At 42.3% G+C, this 17,347-nt stretch carries 20 protein-coding genes; 13 read left to right on the plus strand and 7 right to left on the minus strand.

The genetic code is table 11. From position 1 onward, the window contains the following. Position 1: 1 nt before the first annotated feature. From zwf to SM122_RS00105, 4 genes are all read right to left on the minus strand, one after another. The gene (zwf, locus tag SM122_RS00090; protein WP_125826491.1) at positions 2-1,468 is read right to left on the minus strand and encodes a glucose-6-phosphate dehydrogenase; all 1,467 of its coding nucleotides are present in this window, start codon (positions 1,466-1,468) and stop codon (positions 2-4) included. Positions 1,469-1,661: 193 nt separating this feature from the next. Beyond that, positions 1,662-2,477 carry a TIGR03943 family putative permease subunit gene (locus tag SM122_RS00095; protein ID WP_070466311.1) on the minus strand — a complete coding sequence of 272 codons (816 nt, stop codon included), beginning with the start codon at positions 2,475-2,477 and terminating at the stop codon, positions 1,662-1,664. Further along, a complete protein-coding gene (locus SM122_RS00100; protein WP_070846006.1) occupies positions 2,474-3,379 on the minus strand; it encodes a permease in 906 nt (301 codons plus the stop codon). The genes SM122_RS00095 and SM122_RS00100 overlap by 4 nt, the downstream gene beginning before the upstream one ends. Next, positions 3,379-3,528, minus strand: a complete 150-nt coding sequence (locus SM122_RS00105) for an SPJ_0845 family protein (RefSeq protein ID WP_173018898.1) — start codon at positions 3,526-3,528, stop codon at positions 3,379-3,381. Before SM122_RS00105 ends, SM122_RS00100 begins: the two co-directional genes overlap by 1 nt. A 154-nt stretch (positions 3,529-3,682) precedes the next feature. On the opposite strand from SM122_RS00105, the gene SM122_RS00110 reads away from it, so the two are divergent. The 8 genes from SM122_RS00110 (at position 3,683) to SM122_RS00145 (ending at position 9,738) form a co-directional block, all read left to right on the plus strand. Next, complete coding sequence (locus tag SM122_RS00110; RefSeq protein WP_125826548.1) at positions 3,683-5,809, plus strand: Tex family protein; 2,127 nt, start codon at positions 3,683-3,685, stop codon at positions 5,807-5,809. Further along, positions 5,796-6,251 carry a SprT family protein gene (locus SM122_RS00115; RefSeq protein WP_049523222.1) on the plus strand — a complete coding sequence of 152 codons (456 nt, stop codon included), beginning with the start codon at positions 5,796-5,798 and terminating at the stop codon, positions 6,249-6,251. The genes SM122_RS00110 and SM122_RS00115 overlap by 14 nt, the downstream gene beginning before the upstream one ends. Before the next feature lie 74 nt (positions 6,252-6,325). Further along, positions 6,326-6,607, plus strand: a complete 282-nt coding sequence (locus SM122_RS00120) for a PspC domain-containing protein (RefSeq protein ID WP_003005023.1) — start codon at positions 6,326-6,328, stop codon at positions 6,605-6,607. Positions 6,608-6,727: 120 nt separating this feature from the next. Next, positions 6,728-6,994, plus strand: a complete 267-nt coding sequence (locus SM122_RS00125) for a hypothetical protein (protein ID WP_229042337.1) — start codon at positions 6,728-6,730, stop codon at positions 6,992-6,994. Positions 6,995-7,166: 172 nt separating this feature from the next. Further along, entirely contained in the window at positions 7,167-8,099 is a 933-nt protein-coding gene (gene hprK / locus SM122_RS00130; protein WP_049507438.1) for an HPr(Ser) kinase/phosphatase, read from the plus strand. Then, entirely contained in the window at positions 8,096-8,878 is a 783-nt protein-coding gene (gene lgt, locus SM122_RS00135) for a prolipoprotein diacylglyceryl transferase (RefSeq protein WP_155169935.1), read from the plus strand. Before hprK ends, lgt begins: the two co-directional genes overlap by 4 nt. Positions 8,879-8,881: 3 nt before the next feature. Next, positions 8,882-9,265: a DUF948 domain-containing protein gene (locus tag SM122_RS00140; RefSeq protein WP_195326758.1), complete on the plus strand. Its 384-nt coding sequence runs from the start codon at positions 8,882-8,884 to the stop codon at positions 9,263-9,265. 14 nt (positions 9,266-9,279) lie between these two features. Next, complete coding sequence (locus SM122_RS00145; protein ID WP_195326759.1) at positions 9,280-9,738, plus strand: YtxH domain-containing protein; 459 nt, start codon at positions 9,280-9,282, stop codon at positions 9,736-9,738. A gap of 488 nt (positions 9,739-10,226) precedes the next feature. On the opposite strand, the gene SM122_RS00150 is transcribed toward SM122_RS00145, so the two are convergent. Beyond that, positions 10,227-10,520 (minus strand): DUF3270 family protein, encoded by a 294-nt coding sequence (locus SM122_RS00150; protein ID WP_045759686.1) that lies wholly within the window; start codon positions 10,518-10,520, stop codon positions 10,227-10,229. A 129-nt stretch (positions 10,521-10,649) separates the two neighbouring features. Here SM122_RS00150 and SM122_RS00155 point away from each other — a divergent pair, with 129 nt between their 5' ends. Next, entirely contained in the window at positions 10,650-11,579 is a 930-nt protein-coding gene (locus tag SM122_RS00155; protein ID WP_195326760.1) for a peptidase U32 family protein, read from the plus strand. Between the two features lie 96 nt (positions 11,580-11,675). After that, on the plus strand, positions 11,676-12,962 hold the full coding sequence (locus SM122_RS00160; RefSeq protein WP_003002878.1) for a peptidase U32 family protein: 1,287 nt from the start codon (positions 11,676-11,678) through the stop codon (positions 12,960-12,962). Positions 12,963-12,977: 15 nt separating this feature from the next. Here SM122_RS00160 and SM122_RS00165 read toward each other — a convergent pair whose 3' ends face one another. Continuing rightward, positions 12,978-13,310, minus strand: a complete 333-nt coding sequence (locus SM122_RS00165) for a hypothetical protein (RefSeq protein ID WP_003008097.1) — start codon at positions 13,308-13,310, stop codon at positions 12,978-12,980. A 90-nt stretch (positions 13,311-13,400) separates the two neighbouring features. Here SM122_RS00165 and SM122_RS00170 point away from each other — a divergent pair, with 90 nt between their 5' ends. The 3 genes from SM122_RS00170 (at position 13,401) to SM122_RS00180 (ending at position 15,661) form a co-directional block, all read left to right on the plus strand. Beyond that, positions 13,401-13,613 (plus strand): YdbC family protein, encoded by a 213-nt coding sequence (locus SM122_RS00170; protein WP_003002541.1) that lies wholly within the window; start codon positions 13,401-13,403, stop codon positions 13,611-13,613. Between the two features lie 161 nt (positions 13,614-13,774). Next, positions 13,775-14,917, plus strand: a complete 1,143-nt coding sequence (locus tag SM122_RS00175) for a 5-methyltetrahydropteroyltriglutamate--homocysteine S-methyltransferase (RefSeq protein WP_155169439.1) — start codon at positions 13,775-13,777, stop codon at positions 14,915-14,917. A gap of 12 nt (positions 14,918-14,929) precedes the next feature. After that, positions 14,930-15,661 carry a cyclase family protein gene (locus SM122_RS00180; protein ID WP_003015569.1) on the plus strand — a complete coding sequence of 244 codons (732 nt, stop codon included), beginning with the start codon at positions 14,930-14,932 and terminating at the stop codon, positions 15,659-15,661. Positions 15,662-15,854: 193 nt separating this feature from the next. Here the strand turns inward: SM122_RS00180 and gorA are convergent, their stop codons facing one another. After that, on the minus strand, positions 15,855-17,204 hold the full coding sequence (gorA, locus tag SM122_RS00185; protein WP_195326761.1) for a glutathione-disulfide reductase: 1,350 nt from the start codon (positions 17,202-17,204) through the stop codon (positions 15,855-15,857). Positions 17,205-17,347: the final 143 nt, after the last annotated feature.

The following is a 17,347-nucleotide window of genomic DNA, read 5'->3' on the forward strand; positions in this document are numbered from 1 at the left end:
CTTAATTCTTAGGTTCAGGTTTCCAAACCCATTCGGCTCCGTATTCTGCAAGGAGATCATCGGATGCAGTTGGTCCCATGGATCCAGACTTGTATTCATAGAGTGGTGCTCCATTTTCGGCCCATAGTTTTTCGATTCGGTCAATCAATTGCCATGAAGCACGAACTTCGTGCCAGTGGCTGTAATTGGTTGAGTCATTGTTCAAAACGTCAAAAATTAATTTTTCATAAGGCTCTGGGGAAGCTCCAGTTGCAGTCGCATCTGTTTCGTAATCAAAGGAAATCGGTGCGATGCTGAATGTTTCTCCGACCTCTTTCCCGTTGATGCTCAATGAGAAACCTTCGTTTGGTTGGATATAAATGGTCAAGACATTTGGTTGCAAGTCATGTCCAAAGATGGAGTCGGTTTGCTTGAAGACCACATTGACCATGGTTCCTTTTTGTGTCAAGCGTTTTCCGGTACGGAAGAAGAAAGGCACACCGCGGAAGCGATCGCTATCAACAAAGAACGTACCAGAAGCATAGGTCTCTGTAGTAGACTCAGGGTCGACATTCGGCTCACTGCGATAAGAGATATCTTTTTTCCCTTCGATCGTACCTGAATGGTATTGACCACGGATAAAGAATTTCTTTAACTCATCATCTGTTGGATTGTGCAATTGCTCAAAAACTTTGATCTTCTCTGCCCGAATCGCATCCTTAGTAAAGGTAGCTGGTTTATCCATGGCAAGCAATGACAAAAGCTGAAGGGTATGATTTTGCACCATGTCCCGAAGGGCCCCCGAGTGATCATAGTAACCACCGCGTTCTTCAACCCCCAAGCGTTCAGCAAAGGTAATTTGGATATTGTCAATAAAGTCTCGGTTCCAGAGGTTGTCAAAAATGAGATTGCCGAAACGGATAGCAAAGATGTTTTGGATCATTTCTTTGCCAAGGTAGTGGTCAATCCGGAAGATTTGTTCTTCATCAAAGGTTTCTTCCAATTCCTGGTTGAGCTGACTAGCTGTTTCCAGGTCTGTACCGAAAGGTTTTTCAACGATCAAGCGCTCAAAGCCTTGTCCATCCACAATTCCTTCGGATTTGAGGTGTTTGGCAATGGTTCCAAAAAATTGAGGAGCCATGGATAAGAAGAAGACCTTGTTGTGTTCTGTTTGGTATTTCTCATCCAAGCTGTTTTGTAATTCGCGTAGAGCGATGTAATGTTCGGTATCATTGACATCGTGGCTTTGGTAGTAGAAATGGCTAGCGAATTCTTGAGCTTGTTGAGGGCTATCGGCCAGATCTGTGATGGATTCTACCACGACTGATTCAAAGTATTCCTTGCTCCATGGTCTGCGGGCTGTTCCGATAACTGCAAAGTGTTCAGATAGATTTCCTGATTTATAGAGTCTAAAAAGGGATGGGTAGAGTTTGCGCTTGGCTAAATCTCCACTGGCCCCGAAAATGGTTACAATAACTTTTGAAGACATTTAAGTACCTATTTCCTATTTTATTAACCATATTTTACCATAAAATCTACAAGATTTCTTTGATGGAATCGTTGTTACGAATATTTTCCGGTTGGATTAGGGGATTTGAGAGGAAAGCATAGAAAAAGCTAGAACCAATGTGGATTCTAGCTTGAACAGTTATAAGATGTTTGGATCTACAACGGAAGCTCCATCAGAATACGCGGTAGACATATGGATTGGCCGGTTTCGTAATGGTCTGGCAATCGCTAATGTGGAGGACAGGCAAGCTTTGCTTGAGTTGCTTGTGGTATTCAATGGACAAGGTTCCTTTCGCATGGATCCAGGTATTGTTTTCGAAATGCTGGGGAGCACCGGTTGTTAAGAGACCGTAGACGCCGGAATCTGCGATACAGTGAATGATCCCAAAGCGAAAGATAAATTGGCTGTCCTTGTTATTGGGATCATTGTAAACAAAGCCGGTCAGCTCGATCGTCTTTCCTGCAAATTGGTCAGGATAATCATAAAGTACTTCCATGACTTCCATGTAATTCTCAGTGGTCACCTGGATCACTTTTTTATCAACATATTTCTTTGCCGCCTGCTTCATTTCTGACTCATAGGCTGACTTGGTAAAATAGCTACTAGTATCTGGTTTGAGATACTGGGTTGTTGTCCCTTCGTCCTGCTGGATTTCCTTGGAAGATCCAGCCGCAACCGGGAAGTGGTAGCCTTTGGCAGAAACTGTTTGGGAATCCAGTGTCACTGTAGGGAAAAATAGCCCGACAAACAAAGGAATACAGAGCAAGAAAATACTCGCCACTTTTGCCCAGAAGCCAGAAAGATGACTGTGGATCTTCATCTGCTTGACCCAGATGATCAGCTGCACAAGAGCTAAAACAAAGGACAAGAACATGGAAATATAAGCCAAGTAAGAATAGTGTAAGTTGATGTATTGATTGAGCTTACCAGATAATTGCAGGTACATGGTGAGCTCAAAATAGCCAGCTAATATCAAGAAACGAATCATAGCACCACCCCCACAAACCAAGCATAAAGGAGCACAACTCCACTAACAATTCCGATAAATTGCCAGATAAAACGGGTCTTGAGATAATTTTTCATCATGAGGAGATTTTTGACATCAAGCATAGGCCCAATCACCAAAAAGGCAAGAACCGGCGCTACTCCAAAACTCGTCAGAAGAGAGGATCCAACAAAGGCGTCCGCCTCGCTACAAAGTGAGAGGAGAAAGGACAAGAGCATGAGAAGGAGAATAGCAATAACTGGTGTCGCGCTGATCGAAGTGAGGATCCGTGTTGGGACATAGACTTGGACGAGGCTGGCAAAGAGGCAACCAAATACCAGGTAACGTCCCGTATCAAAGAATTCATCAATGGCTTGTACCAAGACTTGGAAGAGCTTTTGACCTTTGCTCAAGTCCCTAAAATCATGTTCATGTACAGCCTTACGATGTTCTTTTTGGATCGAATCTGTCTGAATAAAACCAAGAAAGATCCCTAGCACCGTTGCGACCAATAAGGAACCAAGGGCGCGGTAGAGGGCCATCTTGACAGAATTCCCAAAGGCTGAGTAGGTCGCAAAGAGAACGATAGGATTGATGACCGGTGCTGTCACCAAAAAGGGAACAGCAGTATAACTTGGAACTTTCTTTTCTAGAAAGCGATTGATAATGGGAACAATCCCACATTCACAGGAAGGAAAGATAAAGCCGATAAAGGTCCCAAAGAAGATCCGCCCAAATTTATTCTTGGGAAGAAAGCGGTAGACCCTCTCGGGGGTGATATAGACCTCAATAATCCCTGAAATGATACTTCCGATTAGGACAAACGGTAGGGCCTCGATAATAATCGAGAGAAAAATAGCCCCAGCCTGCAAGACGCTAGAGGGAAGGTGTTGAAAGAATGTCATTACTTAGCCTTCTTTGCTTCTTTAGTGGTAGCAGTTTCTGCCTTCTTTTTTTCTTCGGGGAATTCGACTGTTTTTTCTACATCTGGAAAACTTGCAAAGTTTTCAAACATTTTATCAAGATCATCTGTTTTTGAGAATTTAATAGCCATTGTTGGGCCTCCTTTTTATTTTCTTTCATTATAACAAAAAGGAAAGAGCAAGGGGGAAATGGAGCATAAAAGACAAGGAGGAAGCTTCTATCAAACCCTATCAAATAGGTGGCTAGAAGCCTTGGCTACGGTAAAATATGCTATAATAGAAGCTATGGATAAATATGAAAAAATAGCCCAAGAATTGGGTGTTAGCTTAAAACAAATCGATACCGTATTGAGTCTGACCGCAGAAGGCTCAACCATTCCCTTCATTGCCCGCTATCGAAAAGATATGACGGGAAATTTAGATGAAGTAGCGATCAAGGCCATTATTGACCGGGACAAATCGTTAACGGCTCTAGCTGAACGAAAGGAAACTGTCCTTGCTAAGATTGAGGAACAAGGCAAATTGACAGAGGCGCTCAAGCAGGCTATTGAGGCCGCTGAAAAATTAGCGGATGTCGAAGAGCTTTATCTCCCATATAAGGAAAAACGGCGGACCAAGGCGACGATTGCCCGAGAAGCAGGACTTTTTCCTTTGGCACGTCTCATTTTGCAAAATAGTCCAGACTTGGAAGCAGAGGCTCAGAAATTTACCTGTGAGGCCTTCCCAACTGAAACAGCGGCTTTAGCTGGTGCAGTGGATATTCTGGTAGAAGCTATTTCAGAGGATACCCAATTACGGGCCCTCACCTATCAAGAAATTCATGGGCATTCCCTCATGACGTCAACCTTGAAGGATGAAAGCTTAGATCCTAAGAGAACCTTTGAAATCTATTATGATTTTTCTGAGAAGATCAAGAATATGCAAGGCTACCGGACTCTAGCTCTCAATCGTGGGGAAAAATTGGGCGTTCTCAAAGTCGGATTCGAGCACCAACTGGATCGAATCATTCGTATTTTTGAGGCTCGTTTTAAAACTAAAAATGCCTATGTCGATGAGGTTATTCAACAAGCGGTTAAGAAAAAAATCGTTCCTGCGATTGAACGTCGGATTCGGACAGAGTTGACGGAGGTGGCAGAAGACGGAGCCATTCAATTGTTCTCTGAGAATCTACGGAATCTATTGCTCATTCCTCCATTAAAAGGGCGCGTGGTCCTTGGATTTGACCCAGCCTTTCGGACCGGTGCTAAACTAGCCGTTGTCGATGAGACAGGAAAGATGCTCGCCACCCAGGTCATCTATCCAGTTGCTCCTGCAAAACCAGCTCAGATCGAGCAGGCTAAAAAGGAACTGTCTTCCTTGATCAAGGAGTTCGGAGTAGAAATTATTGCGATTGGAAATGGAACCGCCAGCCGTGAAAGTGAGGCCTTTGTCGCAGAGGTGCTTCATGACCATCCAGGAGTTCGCTATGTTATTGTCAATGAAAGCGGAGCCTCTGTCTACTCAGCTAGTGAGTTGGCCCGTCATGAGTTCCCAGAGCTAACCGTTGAAAAACGCTCGGCCATCTCCATTGCCCGTCGCTTGCAAGATCCGCTAGCAGAATTGGTGAAAATCGATGCCAAATCCATCGGTGTCGGTCAATACCAACACGATGTCAATCAGAAAAAACTGACAGAAAGCTTGGATTTCGTGGTAGATACTGTCGTCAACCAAGTTGGGGTCAATATCAATACGGCTAGTCCCTCTCTCTTAGCCCATGTAGCAGGACTCAATAAAACCATCTCTGAAAATATTGTGAAATACCGGGAAGAAGAAGGAATGATTCTTTCACGAGCACAGATTAAAAAAGTCCCTCGTCTCGGCGCCAAGGCTTTCGAGCAAGCGGCTGGATTCTTACGCATTCCTGAAAGTAAAAATATCTTGGACAATACCGGCGTTCACCCTGAAAGTTACAAGGAAGTTGAAAAACTTTTTCAACTTCTTGAAATTACCGACCTCGATGCATCCGCTCAGGAAAAATTAAATGCTGTGAACATAAAGGAGATGTCTACTCAGCTGGATCTGGGACCAGAAACCCTGAAAGATATTATTGCCGATCTCCTAAAACCAGGTCGCGATTTGCGGGATTCCTTTGATGCACCCGTGCTCCGTCAGGATGTCTTGGATATTAAAGACCTCCATATAGGCCAAAAATTAGAAGGGGTTGTGCGCAATGTGGTTGACTTTGGGGCCTTTGTCGATATTGGCATTCACGAAGATGGCTTGATTCATATCTCCCATATGAGCAAGCAGTTTATCAAGCATCCAAGCCAGGTCGTATCAGTAGGTGATTTGGTAACCGTCTGGGTGAAGAAGATTGATGTGGAACGCGAAAAAGTCAATCTCAGTTTGGTAGCTCCGAATGAATCTGACTGAGTATGTACGCCAAGTATCCCTAGAAGATTTTGGGAGAGAATTCCGCCATCAAGCAGAGTGGAATTCACGTCTTCAAACTACTGGGGGTCGTTTCTTTCCCAAAGATCGACACCTTGATTTCAACCCGAAAATATACCAAGCTTTCGGGTTAGAGGTCTTTCGTAAAATCGTCCGTCACGAGCTTTGCCATTACCATCTTTACGATCAAGGAAAAGGCTATCGCCACAAAGATCTAGACTTTAAGCAACTTCTCCAGCAAGTGGACGGTCTTCGTTTCACACCTCCTCTACCAGATAGAACTGGGCGAGTCAAGCGGATCTATCTCTATCAATGTCCCCATTGTGGCCAAGAGTATAGACGAAAGCGAAAAATCGATCTGAAGAAATATGCCTGCGGTCGCTGTCACAGCTGCCTGCAATTTCTTGAAATGAGACAAGTGTAAGAATCAGTCTTTAGGCGGATCTCTTTCCAGTTCGACTCTGCTAAAATAGGTCTAACTAGAAAGAGGAAAATCAAATGACATCATCATTTTACAAATTAAAACGACATCGCCTGGTTTCAGGTGTGCTAGCTGGCTTAGCTGATAAATTTGGTCTTAGTGTAACTCTCCTACGCTTCTTGTTTATTCTTTTTACGGTTTCTCATGCCTTTATCGGTGTGATTATCTATTTACTGTTAGATACGACCTTGCCTTATAAGGACGAGGAGGAGCAGGAAATGTTTGACTATGGCCCTCGACCTCGTCGAAGAAAAGAGGCCGAACCCATCCATGATCAGAATGATAGTCCATTTTTCTAAAAGGAGATTTGAGTGAAGCAGAAGTTCTATTCCCTTGCTTTTATTCTATATCTCTTCTTCAGTTTTATAGGACAGTTTTTCATTTTAAATCGTTTTTTTGGTGAAGGAGTTGGAACAGTTTTGATCGGAATGCTCCTTTTTCCACTGGGCATTTGGAATAGCCTCTTCTACCTCTTGTTTCTGCCAACAGAAATGGCTAGAAAACCACAAATTTATCGGTTTTCGATTTTATTTCTTCCGATTTTGTATCTGGTTTTGTCCTTGCTGGGGGGAGGACCTACCACCTTTATGCTAGGCTTGATCGCATTTCCTTCAAATGCGGTGGTCTATGCAGTCTCTACCGGAATCAAATCTATGATCAAAGATTTCTTGCAAGGCCAAGGCTAGAGCATTCTTCATATGTTCCCATCATTTCCTAGAGGTTGGAGACCTTTGTCTTGGCCTCTTTTTGCTTGCCTTAAAAAGGAGTTGAAAATGGATCTTTCAAATGACACTTCAGTCTCTCGTCTGAAGAGAAAATCTGCTATAATAGAGAGAGAATTTGAAAAGGGAGAATGATATGGCAGTTACTGTTCGCGATATACAGGAAAAGCTTCGTCTATCGGTTGTTTATGGGGATGATAACCTCTTAAGCAAGGAAATTACGACTGCGGACATTTCACGTCCAGGTCTTGAAATGACGGGCTATTTCGACTATTACACACCTGAGCGGATTCAGCTTGTAGGAATGAAAGAATGGTCCTACCTGGTGAAGATGAGCTCTCACAACCGTCATCAGGTCCTGCGCAAGATGTTCCAGCCAGAGACACCTGTCATCATTGTCGCGCGGAATTTAGAAATTCCAGAAGAAATGTTGCGAGCTGCGGAAGAAAAGCAACTAGCCATTTTGAAGAGCAATGTTGCAACCAGTCGTTTATCTGGAGAGCTTTCTAGCTATTTAGATAGTCGGCTAGCAGAACGTACGAGTGTACACGGTGTCTTGATGGATATTTATGGGATGGGTGTCTTGATCCAAGGAGATAGCGGAATCGGAAAAAGCGAGACAGGTCTGGAACTTGTCAAACGGGGTCACCGCCTCGTAGCAGATGACCGAGTCGATATCTATGCGAGAGACGAGATGACCCTTTGGGGAGAGCCAGCTGAAATCCTACGCCACTTACTAGAGATCCGTGGTGTCGGGATTATCGATGTCATGAGTCTCTACGGTGCCAGTGCCGTCAAGGATTCTTCACAAGTCCAAATCGCTGTTTACTTGGAAAATTATGCTAAGGATCAGGTTTATGATCGTTTGGGTAATAATGCAGAAGAGTTAGAAATCGGTGGTGTGACCATTCCTCGGATTCGCATTCCTGTGAAGACTGGTCGGAACATTTCGGTCGTGATTGAAGCAGCAGCTATGAATGTTCGGGCCAAAGAAATGGGCTATGATGCTACCAAAACTTTTGAAGAACGTTTGTCCCAGTTGATTAGTCAAAATGAGGTGAAGGAATGAATCCAGTAGCCCTTCAATTAGGTCCGATCAGTATTCGTTGGTATGCAATTTGTATTGTCTCTGGCTTGATTCTAGCTGTTTATCTTTCCATGAAAGAAGCGCCCCGTAAAAAAATTGATCCAGATGCTATCATTGATTTCATTTTGATCGCCTTTCCGCTTGCGATTTTGGGGGCCAGACTCTATTACGTTATTTTCGAATGGGGTTACTATAGCCAGCACCTTGGTGAGATTTTTGCGATCTGGAACGGAGGAATCGCGATTTATGGTGGCCTCTTGACAGGTGCCCTTGTCCTCTATCTATTCTCTCGTAGACGTTTGATTGAACCGATCGACTTTTTAGATATTGCGGCCCCAAGCGTCATGATTGCACAGAGTATTGGTCGTTGGGGAAACTTCTTTAACCAGGAAGCTTATGGAGCTGCTGTTAAAAGTCTCAACTACCTGCCCTCTTTTATTCGAGATCAAATGTATATAGATGGTAGTTACCGTCAGCCAACCTTCTTATATGAATCCAGTTGGAATCTGCTAGGATTTCTCTTGATCTTGATTCTTCGGAGGAAGCCCCAATTTTTGCGGCAAGGTGAGATCACAGCCTTTTACCTTATCTGGTATGGATTTGGTCGGATGATCATCGAAGGAATGCGGACGGATAGCTTGATGTTTGCGGGCTTACGTGTTTCCCAGTGGTTGTCGATGATCCTGATTCTAGTTGGACTTGCCATTATCCTTTACCAACGTCGCAAAAAAGCCCCTTATTATGTAGAAACAAAGGAGTAATATATGTTTATTGAAATTGCCTACGGCCTCTTAGGTCTTGCCTTAGTAGCGCTTGTCATTTATATGATTTTTTTCCTCTCAAAGATTGGAAAAGTTGTAGATGAGACGCAAAAAACCATCCAAGTTTTGACATCAGATGTCAATGTCACCTTGCATCAGACCAATGATCTATTGGCAAAAGTCAATGTTTTAACGGATGATTTGAATCAAAAAGTGGCAACGATCGACCCCTTGTTTACAGCTGTAGCAGATCTTTCAGAGTCTGTCTCAGATTTGAATGACCAAGCACGTCAATTGAGTGTTAAAGCTGCATCAGCTGGTGGGAAAACTGTAAAAGCCTCTATGGGCCTTAAAGCTGTTCGGATGGCTTCAAAATTATTTAAATAGAATCGAGGAAAAAGATGGGACGTTTATCTAGTTTATTAATTGGTGTGATTTCAGGTGCTTCAGCAGCCTACTATTTGTCAACAGAGCAAGGTAAGAAAGTTACTAAAAAAGTTGCGCGCTTTGTAAAAGATTATCAAGAAGATCCTCAAGAAGTGCATGAATCGGTTAAACAAACTGCTAAAGATGTTTCAAAACAAGCAGTTGAAGTGATTCAGCAAACCAAGGAAAAAGTTGGTTCAGGAGAAATTACAACAGGAACTGTTATAGAATCTGTTAAAGAAAAGACACAAGATGTGGTTGAAAAGTCACAAGAAGTTTATCATTCATTTAAAGACAAGATTCAAAAAGAAAATCTTAGTGGCAATGAGTTGGTTCAATCTATTCGCAAACAAACAGAATCAGAAGACATCGTTTTAGAATTGGATGAAAAAGATTCTGAAGAAGCAGCTGAAGAAGAAACAAAAGAAGTATAAAAAATGAGGCTCATAGAGCCTCATTTCAGATTGAAGACAAAATCATCTTAGAAACTTTCCTTAAGTGAGTACGGACGTCAGCGAACTTCAAAGAAGTTCCATGACTTAGTTTTGAACCTAAAGTTTCAAAACTCCCGAGTGCCTGAAACAAATATGTTTCGGGCACTTTTCTCACGGCGAAAAGTTTCGATAGATGATTGAATAACTTTAACTCATAAAAAGTATTTATTCTTATAGAATTCCTAGGAAGTCTTTGAATTATCAAACACCATACCAAGTTTTTCTGAGTTACATGAAAAGTCTAACTTAATTTGACAACTTAGGGATTTATAATTGAAGAACTGTTTGTCTACGTTCTCAAACCCGGATCAGTGGGCCTTGTTTTTTTTTGGAAGGTAAGATGGCAATTGGCAGTTAAGTTTTGTCTTCCAATTGTTATTCCAATTAAAAAAATTCGAGTAAATAAAAAAATCAGGCGAACCTAATTTTTATTTTTTTCGTTTATTGTAGTAAATTCGGAACCCTTGAATACTAGCAAAGCTAGAACCAATCGCTAAAGCAAACGCAAAGAAAGTATTCATTTTTGTTGCTAAAAAGACAAAACTAAATACAACCGTCAACACACAGAAAATAGCGATATTTAAAAAATATAGCAATTCACTTAATTGAGGTGCGGGTTCAACTTCAGGAGCATAGTCCTGAATAGGGGTTTCTTGGGTTTGTTTGGTTAATTCGATATAATCGAATTCTTCATTATAGTGTCTTAAATTTCTTACGGGCATTTTCTCTCTCCTAACAGTACTCTATTATTCTATCATGAATTCAGGTATATAAATGTTACAAAAATGTTACAAATTTTACAAAATGAATAAATTTTTCTAGAATATCGGAATTTTTGTTATAATGGTTCTATGAAAAATATTATTATTACAGCAACAGCAGAGAGTGTTGAGCAAGCGCAAGCCCTGATTGATGCAGGGGTTGACCGAATCTATGTCGGTGAAAAAGACTACGGATTACGATTGCCTCAAACTTTAAGCTATGACGAAATAAATCGAATTGCCCAACTGGTCCATGCTGCTGGTATAGAATTGACAGTAGCTGTAAATGCACTCATGCACCAATCGATGATGGATTCAATCAAGCCTTTCCTAGATTTTCTAAAGGAAATTCAGGCTGATTATATTACTGTCGGAGATGCGGGCGTTTTTTATGTCTTGAAACGAGATGGCTATCCATTCAAAACCATCTACGATGCATCAACCATGGTTACTTCTAGTCGCCAGATCAATTTCTGGGGAAAACAAGCAGGTGCTTCTGAGGCTGTTTTGGCTCGTGAGATTCCATCTGCCGAATTATTCGTAATGGCTGAGAATCTTCAGATTCCAGCAGAAGTCTTGGTCTATGGCGCTAGCATTATTCACCATTCGAAACGACCTCTTCTTCAAAATTATTACAACTTTATCAAGACAGAGGACTCTGTGACCAAAGATCGCGATCTGTTCTTAGCAGAACCAGGAGATCCCAATTCTCATTATTCAGTCTATGAGGACAAACATGGAACCCATATCTTTTCAAATAATGACTTGAATATGATGACCAAATTGTCTGAGTTGGTAGAACATGGCTTTGATCATTGGAAACTCGATGGTGTCTACTGTCCGGGTGAAAACTTTGTCAAGATTACAGAGTACTTTGTCAAGGCCCGTGATTTGATTCAAAATGGAACATTTACACAGGATCAAGCCTATCTGTTTGATGAAGAAATCCGCAAATTACATCCAGCTAATCGTGGTTTGGATACTGGTTTCTATGATTATGAACCAGATCGTGTAAAATAACAAATAATACGAGGGCTTCTTCGTTTGTGAGTTTTCCTTTTTCAGGGAACGAAGAGGCTATTCATCATATCGACAATCTTGTAAATTGGAGAAAACATGACAAATACAAAAAAACGTCCAGAGGTTTTGGTACCTGCTGGAACATTAGAAAAATTAAAAGTTGCCGTTAATTATGGGGCAGACGCTGTGTTCGTTGGTGGACAAGCCTATGGTTTGCGTAGCCGTGCCGGAAACTTCACCATGGATGAGCTTCGTGAAGGAATTGAGTATGCTCATGCCCGTGGAGTGGATGTGCACGTCGCTTCAAACATGGTGACCCATGAGGGAAATGAACAAGGGGCTGGTGAATGGTTCCGTGAATTACGGGATATGGGCCTTGATGCCGTGATCGTTTCAGACCCGGCCTTGATTGAAATCTGTGCAACCTATGCACCTGGACTCAATATTCACTTGTCTACACAAGCTTCTGCAACCAATGTGGAGACCTTCCATTTCTGGAAAGAATATGGCTTGACCCGTGTCGTCTTGGCCCGTGAGGTATCCATGGAAGAGTTGGCAGAGATCCGTAAGCGTACCGATCTTGAGATCGAAGCCTTCGTTCATGGAGCCATGTGTATTTCTTATTCCGGACGTTGTACCCTTTCTAACCACATGTCTGACCGGGATGCCAACCGTGGTGGCTGTTCTCAATCTTGCCGTTGGAAATACGATCTCTACGATATGCCATTTGGCCAAGAACGCAAGAGTATCAAAGGACAAGTCCCGGAAGAATATTCTATGTCAGCCGTGGACATGTGTATGATCGAAAATATTCCAGACATGATTGACAATGGGGTTGATAGCTTGAAGATTGAAGGCCGGATGAAATCTGTCCATTACGTATCAACAGTAGCCAACTGTTACAAGGCAGCTTGTGATGCCTATATGGAAAGTCCAGAAGCCTTTTATGCCATCAAGGATGATTTGATCAATGAATTGTGGAAGGTTGCTCAACGTGAATTAGCAACTGGATTCTACTACCAAACACCGACTGAAAATGAACAATTGTTTGGGGCACGTCGTAAGATTCCTCAATACAAATTTGTAGGAGAAGTGGTTGACTTTGATCCATCTACCATGACTGCGACGATTCGCCAACGGAATGTCATCAATGAAGGCGACCAAGTGGAATTCTACGGACCAGGCTTCCGTCATTTTGAATGCCAGATCCAAGACTTGCATGATAAGGATGGAGTGAAGATTGATCGCGCACCAAATCCGATGGAACTTCTTACGATCACCGTTCCACAAGAAGTCAAGCCAGGAGATATGATTCGTTCTTGCCAGGAAGGTTTAATCAATCTCTACTCAAAAGATGGGGCAAGTAAAACTGTTCGAGTATAACAAAAAAAGAGAGGGTTAAACCTCTCCTTTTTGTTGGGCGATGCGAATGTTATTGGGGACCAAACTGATTTTCTGGATCTCAGAAATCCGAATAATCGTGGACATACTCTTTTTAAAATTTTTCACGATCAGTTGTCGGCGTTCTTGGTCATACTTGACAATATCGCCTGTAAAACTCTTGTTTGAAAAAATAACATGTACCCCTTGTTTTTTTCGCAATGCTTGTTGAATGATGTCAATAATTCTCTCATCTTCTAATGGGGCAGGGGTACTGACTTTTCCATTGAAAAATTCATTTGCTCGGTCTTTAACGATCTCGAGAAATTTTTTCATAGCTAAATTCTCCATAACTTGATACAATATATTATAGATAATTTCAACGATTTTGTAAATGATTTACGAATATTAGAGATGAGAAGGCGAGAAAGGAGTCGTGAAATGGCAGAATTTTCATTCCAAATCGAAGAACATTTACTGGTCTTGTCAGAAAATGACAAGGGTTGGACCAAAGAATTGAACCGTGTGAGTTTTAATGGTGCTCCTGCTAAGTATGATATCCGGACCTGGAGTCCCGACCATACAAAGATGGGAAAAGGCATTACACTCACGAACGAAGAGTTCCAAGTCATGCTCGATGCATTTAAAAATTAAGAAAAGGGGTCCTTCAAGGACTTCTTTTTTTGTTATAGTCTAAGGCTATATAGATATCAAAGATATTAGATTATCTCAAACCCTTGTTTGTCAGGTGTTGGACTGCTATAATGGTTGCATTGATGAATTAATGTAAAACTTATAGGAAAGAGGGAATCATATTGACACATACACATGCACCTTATCGCGTAGACCATGTTGGTTCATTTCTTCGTCCAGCAGCTTTGGTTCAAGCTCGTGAAGATTTCGCAGCTGGAAAAATCAGTCAGTCTGACTTAACAAAAGTAGAAGATCAGGCGATTCGTGACCTCGTTGAAAAAGAAATTGTTGCTGGTCTAAAGTCAGTAACAGATGGAGAATTCCGCCGAGCTTATTGGCATTTGGATTTCTTCTGGGGCTTTGGGGGCATTGATCATGTCCAAGCTGCCCAAGGCTATCAATTCCATGATGAAACAACCAAGGCGGACTCAGCGCTTGTCGTTGGAAAAATCACAGGAGCCAATCATCCATTTGTAGAGCATTACAAGTTCTTGCGTGATCTTGTAGCAGATGTAGATGGTGTAGAGGCTAAATATACCATCCCAGCACCTGCGCAATTCTATTTTGAATTGATCCGTGATGCAGAACATGTAGAACAATTGAATACCATCTATCCTGATTTTGCGGCTGTTCGTGAAGACATCAAGCAAGCCTATCTTCAAGTGATTCAAGATTTGTATGACGCTGGACTTAGGACCCTTCAAGTAGATGACTGTACGTGGGGTGTCTTGGTAGACGATAATTTCTTGACGGCTTGGGGAGCAGCCCAAGGCAAGTCAAAAGATGAGGTTCGCCGAGAACTCGCTGATCTCTTCTTGACTTTTAACAACGATGTCTACCAACATGTTCCAGCTGGTTTAACTGTCAATACGCACGTTTGTCGTGGGAACTTCCATTCCACTTGGGCTTCATCAGGTGGTTATGCGCCGATTGCCAAAGAACTCCTTGGAGAAGAAGCGGTCAATGCTTACTTCCTTGAGTTTGACACTGATCGTGCTGGTGGTTTTGAACCACTTGCAGAAGTAACCCCTGGTAAAGGAGTGGTGTTAGGCCTTTTGACATCTAAGAGTGGTCAACTGGAGAACAAGGACGAAGTGATTGCTCGTATTAAAGAAGCAAGTCAGTATGTACCGTTGGAAAATCTTTACCTGTCTACTCAGTGTGGCTTTGCTTCGACAGAAGAAGGAAACATTTTGACAGAAGAAGACCAATGGAAAAAAATCGGTTTGATTAAGGAAATTGTCGCTGAAGTTTGGGGCGAATAAGGAGGAAGAAACATGTCAGATTTACTAAGTATTTATAAAGAATTGCAAGCTAAAAAATGGGTGGACTTGAGTCACCAAATCAATGCGGAAAGTCCACACTTCCCAGCCCTTCCTGCCTTGCAACAAGAAGACCTTTTTACATTAAAAGATGGTTTCCATGTTCAAAAATTTACAGTGGTTGGTCAATACGGAACTCATATCGATGCACCGATTCACTTTGTAGAAGGGGGTCGTTGGTTGGATGAGATTGACCTCAAAGATCTCCTCTTGCCACTTTATGTTATCGACAAGTCTAAAGAAGTTGCAGCCAATCCAAACTTTATCTTGAGCAAACAAGATATCTTAGACTTTGAGGCAGAGCATGGACAAATTGCTGAGGGTGCTTTTGTTGCCTTCCGTAGTGATTGGTCAAAACGTTGGCCAGATCAAGATGCTATGCGCAATCTTGATGAAAATGGGGTTCAACAAAGTCCAGGATGGAGCCGTGAAGCCTTGGAATTCTTGATTCATGAACGCCATGTTAAGGCTGTGGGTCATGAAACCTTTGATACCGATGCAGGTATTCCAGCAGCAGAGCATGGCTTGGTCAATGAATACTACCTCTTGGAACAAAATATCTACCAAGTTGAAGTCTTGAACCAATTGGACCAAGTTCCAGCTGTAGGTGCTTTGATTTCGATTGCTTTCCCTCACTGGGACAAGGCAACTGGTTCACCTGTCCGTGCCATTGCCATCTTACCATAAACAAAGAAAAAGAGAGTGGGACAGAAATCGGTAATTTGATAGAATTCGATTTCGTCGTCCCACCTCCGCACAGTTGAGTAGGGCTGTAAAAGCTGATGAAATCAGCGTATTAGAGCCCACTCAACCACTGCGTCTTGCTCGACAATCCAAAAACAATTGAGAGGCTAGGACTTTTGTCCCAGCCTCTTATTTTTTATCTCATAGTTACAAATTCTTCGGATCCGGTTGGGTGAATGGCGACAGTTGCATCGAAATCGGCTTTTGTCGCTCCCATCTTGATAGCAACTGCAAATCCTTGGATCATTTCATCGACTCCGTAGCCAAGACCATGAAGGCCAACGACCCTTTCCTCGGGACCAGCAGTGATGAGTTTGAATTTTGCTTGCTGGCGGTGTTGGGTTACAGCAGTGTACATGGAAGCAAATTGAGAAGTATAGACTTTGATATTCTCTTTACCATAAGTTTGCTGGGCTTCTTCCTCCGTTAGGCCAACGGTTCCGATAGCCGGGTGAGAAAAGACAACAGTCGGGATGTTTGTATAATCCATTTTGGCATTGACTTTTCCATTGAATAGTCGTTCAGAAAGAGTGCGTCCAGCTTTTATAGCGACAGGAGTTAATTCTTTTTCTCCTGTGACATCCCCAAGAGCATAGATTCCTGGAATAACTGTATTCTGGTATTCATCCACTGCAATGAATCCTTTTTCATTTAAGGTGACGCCTGCAGCTTCTAGATTGAGATCCTGGACATTTGGTTTTCGTCCTGTTGCCCAGATAACATGATCTGCCACGTGGCTGGTCATATCCTCAAAATAAATCTTCACACGACCGTCTTCTAATTTTTCAAGCTTCATGGGAACCTTGTGTTTGTGAAGCGGAAGGTTTTGTTTTTCCATTTCTTCCATTAAGCCATCGACAATGTAGGAATCAAACTTTCTTAATGGACGATCACCGCGAACGAAGAGATCGGTCTGAACACCAAGGGCATGGAGCACACCGGCTAGTTCCACTGCGATGTAGCCAGCTCCAATAATGGCAACAGATGTAGGAAGTTCTTCCCAAGCAAAGACATCATCAGAAGTTTCGCCAAATTCAGCTCCAGGAACAGAAGGAATAAAGGGATGGGCACCGGTCGCAATTACGATATGCTTGGCCTTAATGGTTTCTCCATTTACCTCAACCGTATGAGCATCCACAAAACGGGCACGTCCTTCAATTCGTTCAACCCCATTGCGTTTGAAACTGCCATCATAGGAATTACGGGAACGGTCAATATAGGCTTCGCGATTTTTTCTTAAGGTTGCAAAATCAAATTTTGTCTGTTCAGAAGTAAATCCATAGTCTGGTCCATAATCGCGAATTGCTTCTGCAATTTGTGCACCATACCACATAATCTTTTTAGGCACACATCCTCTGTTGACACAGGTGCCACCCAATTGTTTTTCTTCAATGACAGCAGCGCGCGCTCCGTACTCTCCAGCCCGGTTCATGGTAGCGATTCCTCCACTACCTCCACCGATTGAAATAATATCAAATTCTTTCATGTTTTCCTCCTAAATGGGACTTCAGTTTGATTGTAATATCAACTGTTACAAAAGTCAAGGGTTTAGCATGTTACCAAGCATTTAAATTTCATGTTGCCGTGTCAATTTTAGATAGAAAAGTAAGGAAATATGGTATACTATGG

Origin of the sequence: Streptococcus gingivalis (genome assembly GCF_035544715.1) — a bacterium.
In the GTDB taxonomy this organism is placed as follows: Bacteria; Bacillota; Bacilli; order Lactobacillales; family Streptococcaceae; genus Streptococcus; species Streptococcus gingivalis.

Excerpts from the sequence above, each read along its gene's own strand:
- zwf (WP_125826491.1), bottom strand. The coding sequence starts at position 1,468 with ATGTCTTCAAAAGTTATTGTAACCATTTTCGGGGCCAGTGGAGATTTA.
- SM122_RS00095 (WP_070466311.1), bottom strand. The coding sequence starts at position 2,477 with ATGATTCGTTTCTTGATATTAGCTGGCTATTTTGAGCTCACCATGTAC.
- SM122_RS00100 (WP_070846006.1), bottom strand. The coding sequence starts at position 3,379 with ATGACATTCTTTCAACACCTTCCCTCTAGCGTCTTGCAGGCTGGGGCT.
- SM122_RS00105 (WP_173018898.1), bottom strand. The coding sequence starts at position 3,528 with ATGGCTATTAAATTCTCAAAAACAGATGATCTTGATAAAATGTTTGAA.
- SM122_RS00110 (WP_125826548.1), top strand. The coding sequence starts at position 3,683 with ATGGATAAATATGAAAAAATAGCCCAAGAATTGGGTGTTAGCTTAAAA.
- SM122_RS00115 (WP_049523222.1), top strand. The coding sequence starts at position 5,796 with ATGAATCTGACTGAGTATGTACGCCAAGTATCCCTAGAAGATTTTGGG.
- SM122_RS00120 (WP_003005023.1), top strand. The coding sequence starts at position 6,326 with ATGACATCATCATTTTACAAATTAAAACGACATCGCCTGGTTTCAGGT.
- hprK (WP_049507438.1), top strand. The coding sequence starts at position 7,167 with ATGGCAGTTACTGTTCGCGATATACAGGAAAAGCTTCGTCTATCGGTT.
- lgt (WP_155169935.1), top strand. The coding sequence starts at position 8,096 with ATGAATCCAGTAGCCCTTCAATTAGGTCCGATCAGTATTCGTTGGTAT.
- SM122_RS00140 (WP_195326758.1), top strand. The coding sequence starts at position 8,882 with ATGTTTATTGAAATTGCCTACGGCCTCTTAGGTCTTGCCTTAGTAGCG.
- SM122_RS00145 (WP_195326759.1), top strand. The coding sequence starts at position 9,280 with ATGGGACGTTTATCTAGTTTATTAATTGGTGTGATTTCAGGTGCTTCA.
- SM122_RS00150 (WP_045759686.1), bottom strand. The coding sequence starts at position 10,520 with ATGCCCGTAAGAAATTTAAGACACTATAATGAAGAATTCGATTATATC.
- SM122_RS00155 (WP_195326760.1), top strand. The coding sequence starts at position 10,650 with ATGAAAAATATTATTATTACAGCAACAGCAGAGAGTGTTGAGCAAGCG.
- SM122_RS00160 (WP_003002878.1), top strand. The coding sequence starts at position 11,676 with ATGACAAATACAAAAAAACGTCCAGAGGTTTTGGTACCTGCTGGAACA.
- SM122_RS00165 (WP_003008097.1), bottom strand. The coding sequence starts at position 13,310 with ATGGAGAATTTAGCTATGAAAAAATTTCTCGAGATCGTTAAAGACCGA.
- SM122_RS00170 (WP_003002541.1), top strand. The coding sequence starts at position 13,401 with ATGGCAGAATTTTCATTCCAAATCGAAGAACATTTACTGGTCTTGTCA.
- SM122_RS00180 (WP_003015569.1), top strand. The coding sequence starts at position 14,930 with ATGTCAGATTTACTAAGTATTTATAAAGAATTGCAAGCTAAAAAATGG.
- gorA (WP_195326761.1), bottom strand. The coding sequence starts at position 17,204 with ATGAAAGAATTTGATATTATTTCAATCGGTGGAGGTAGTGGAGGAATC.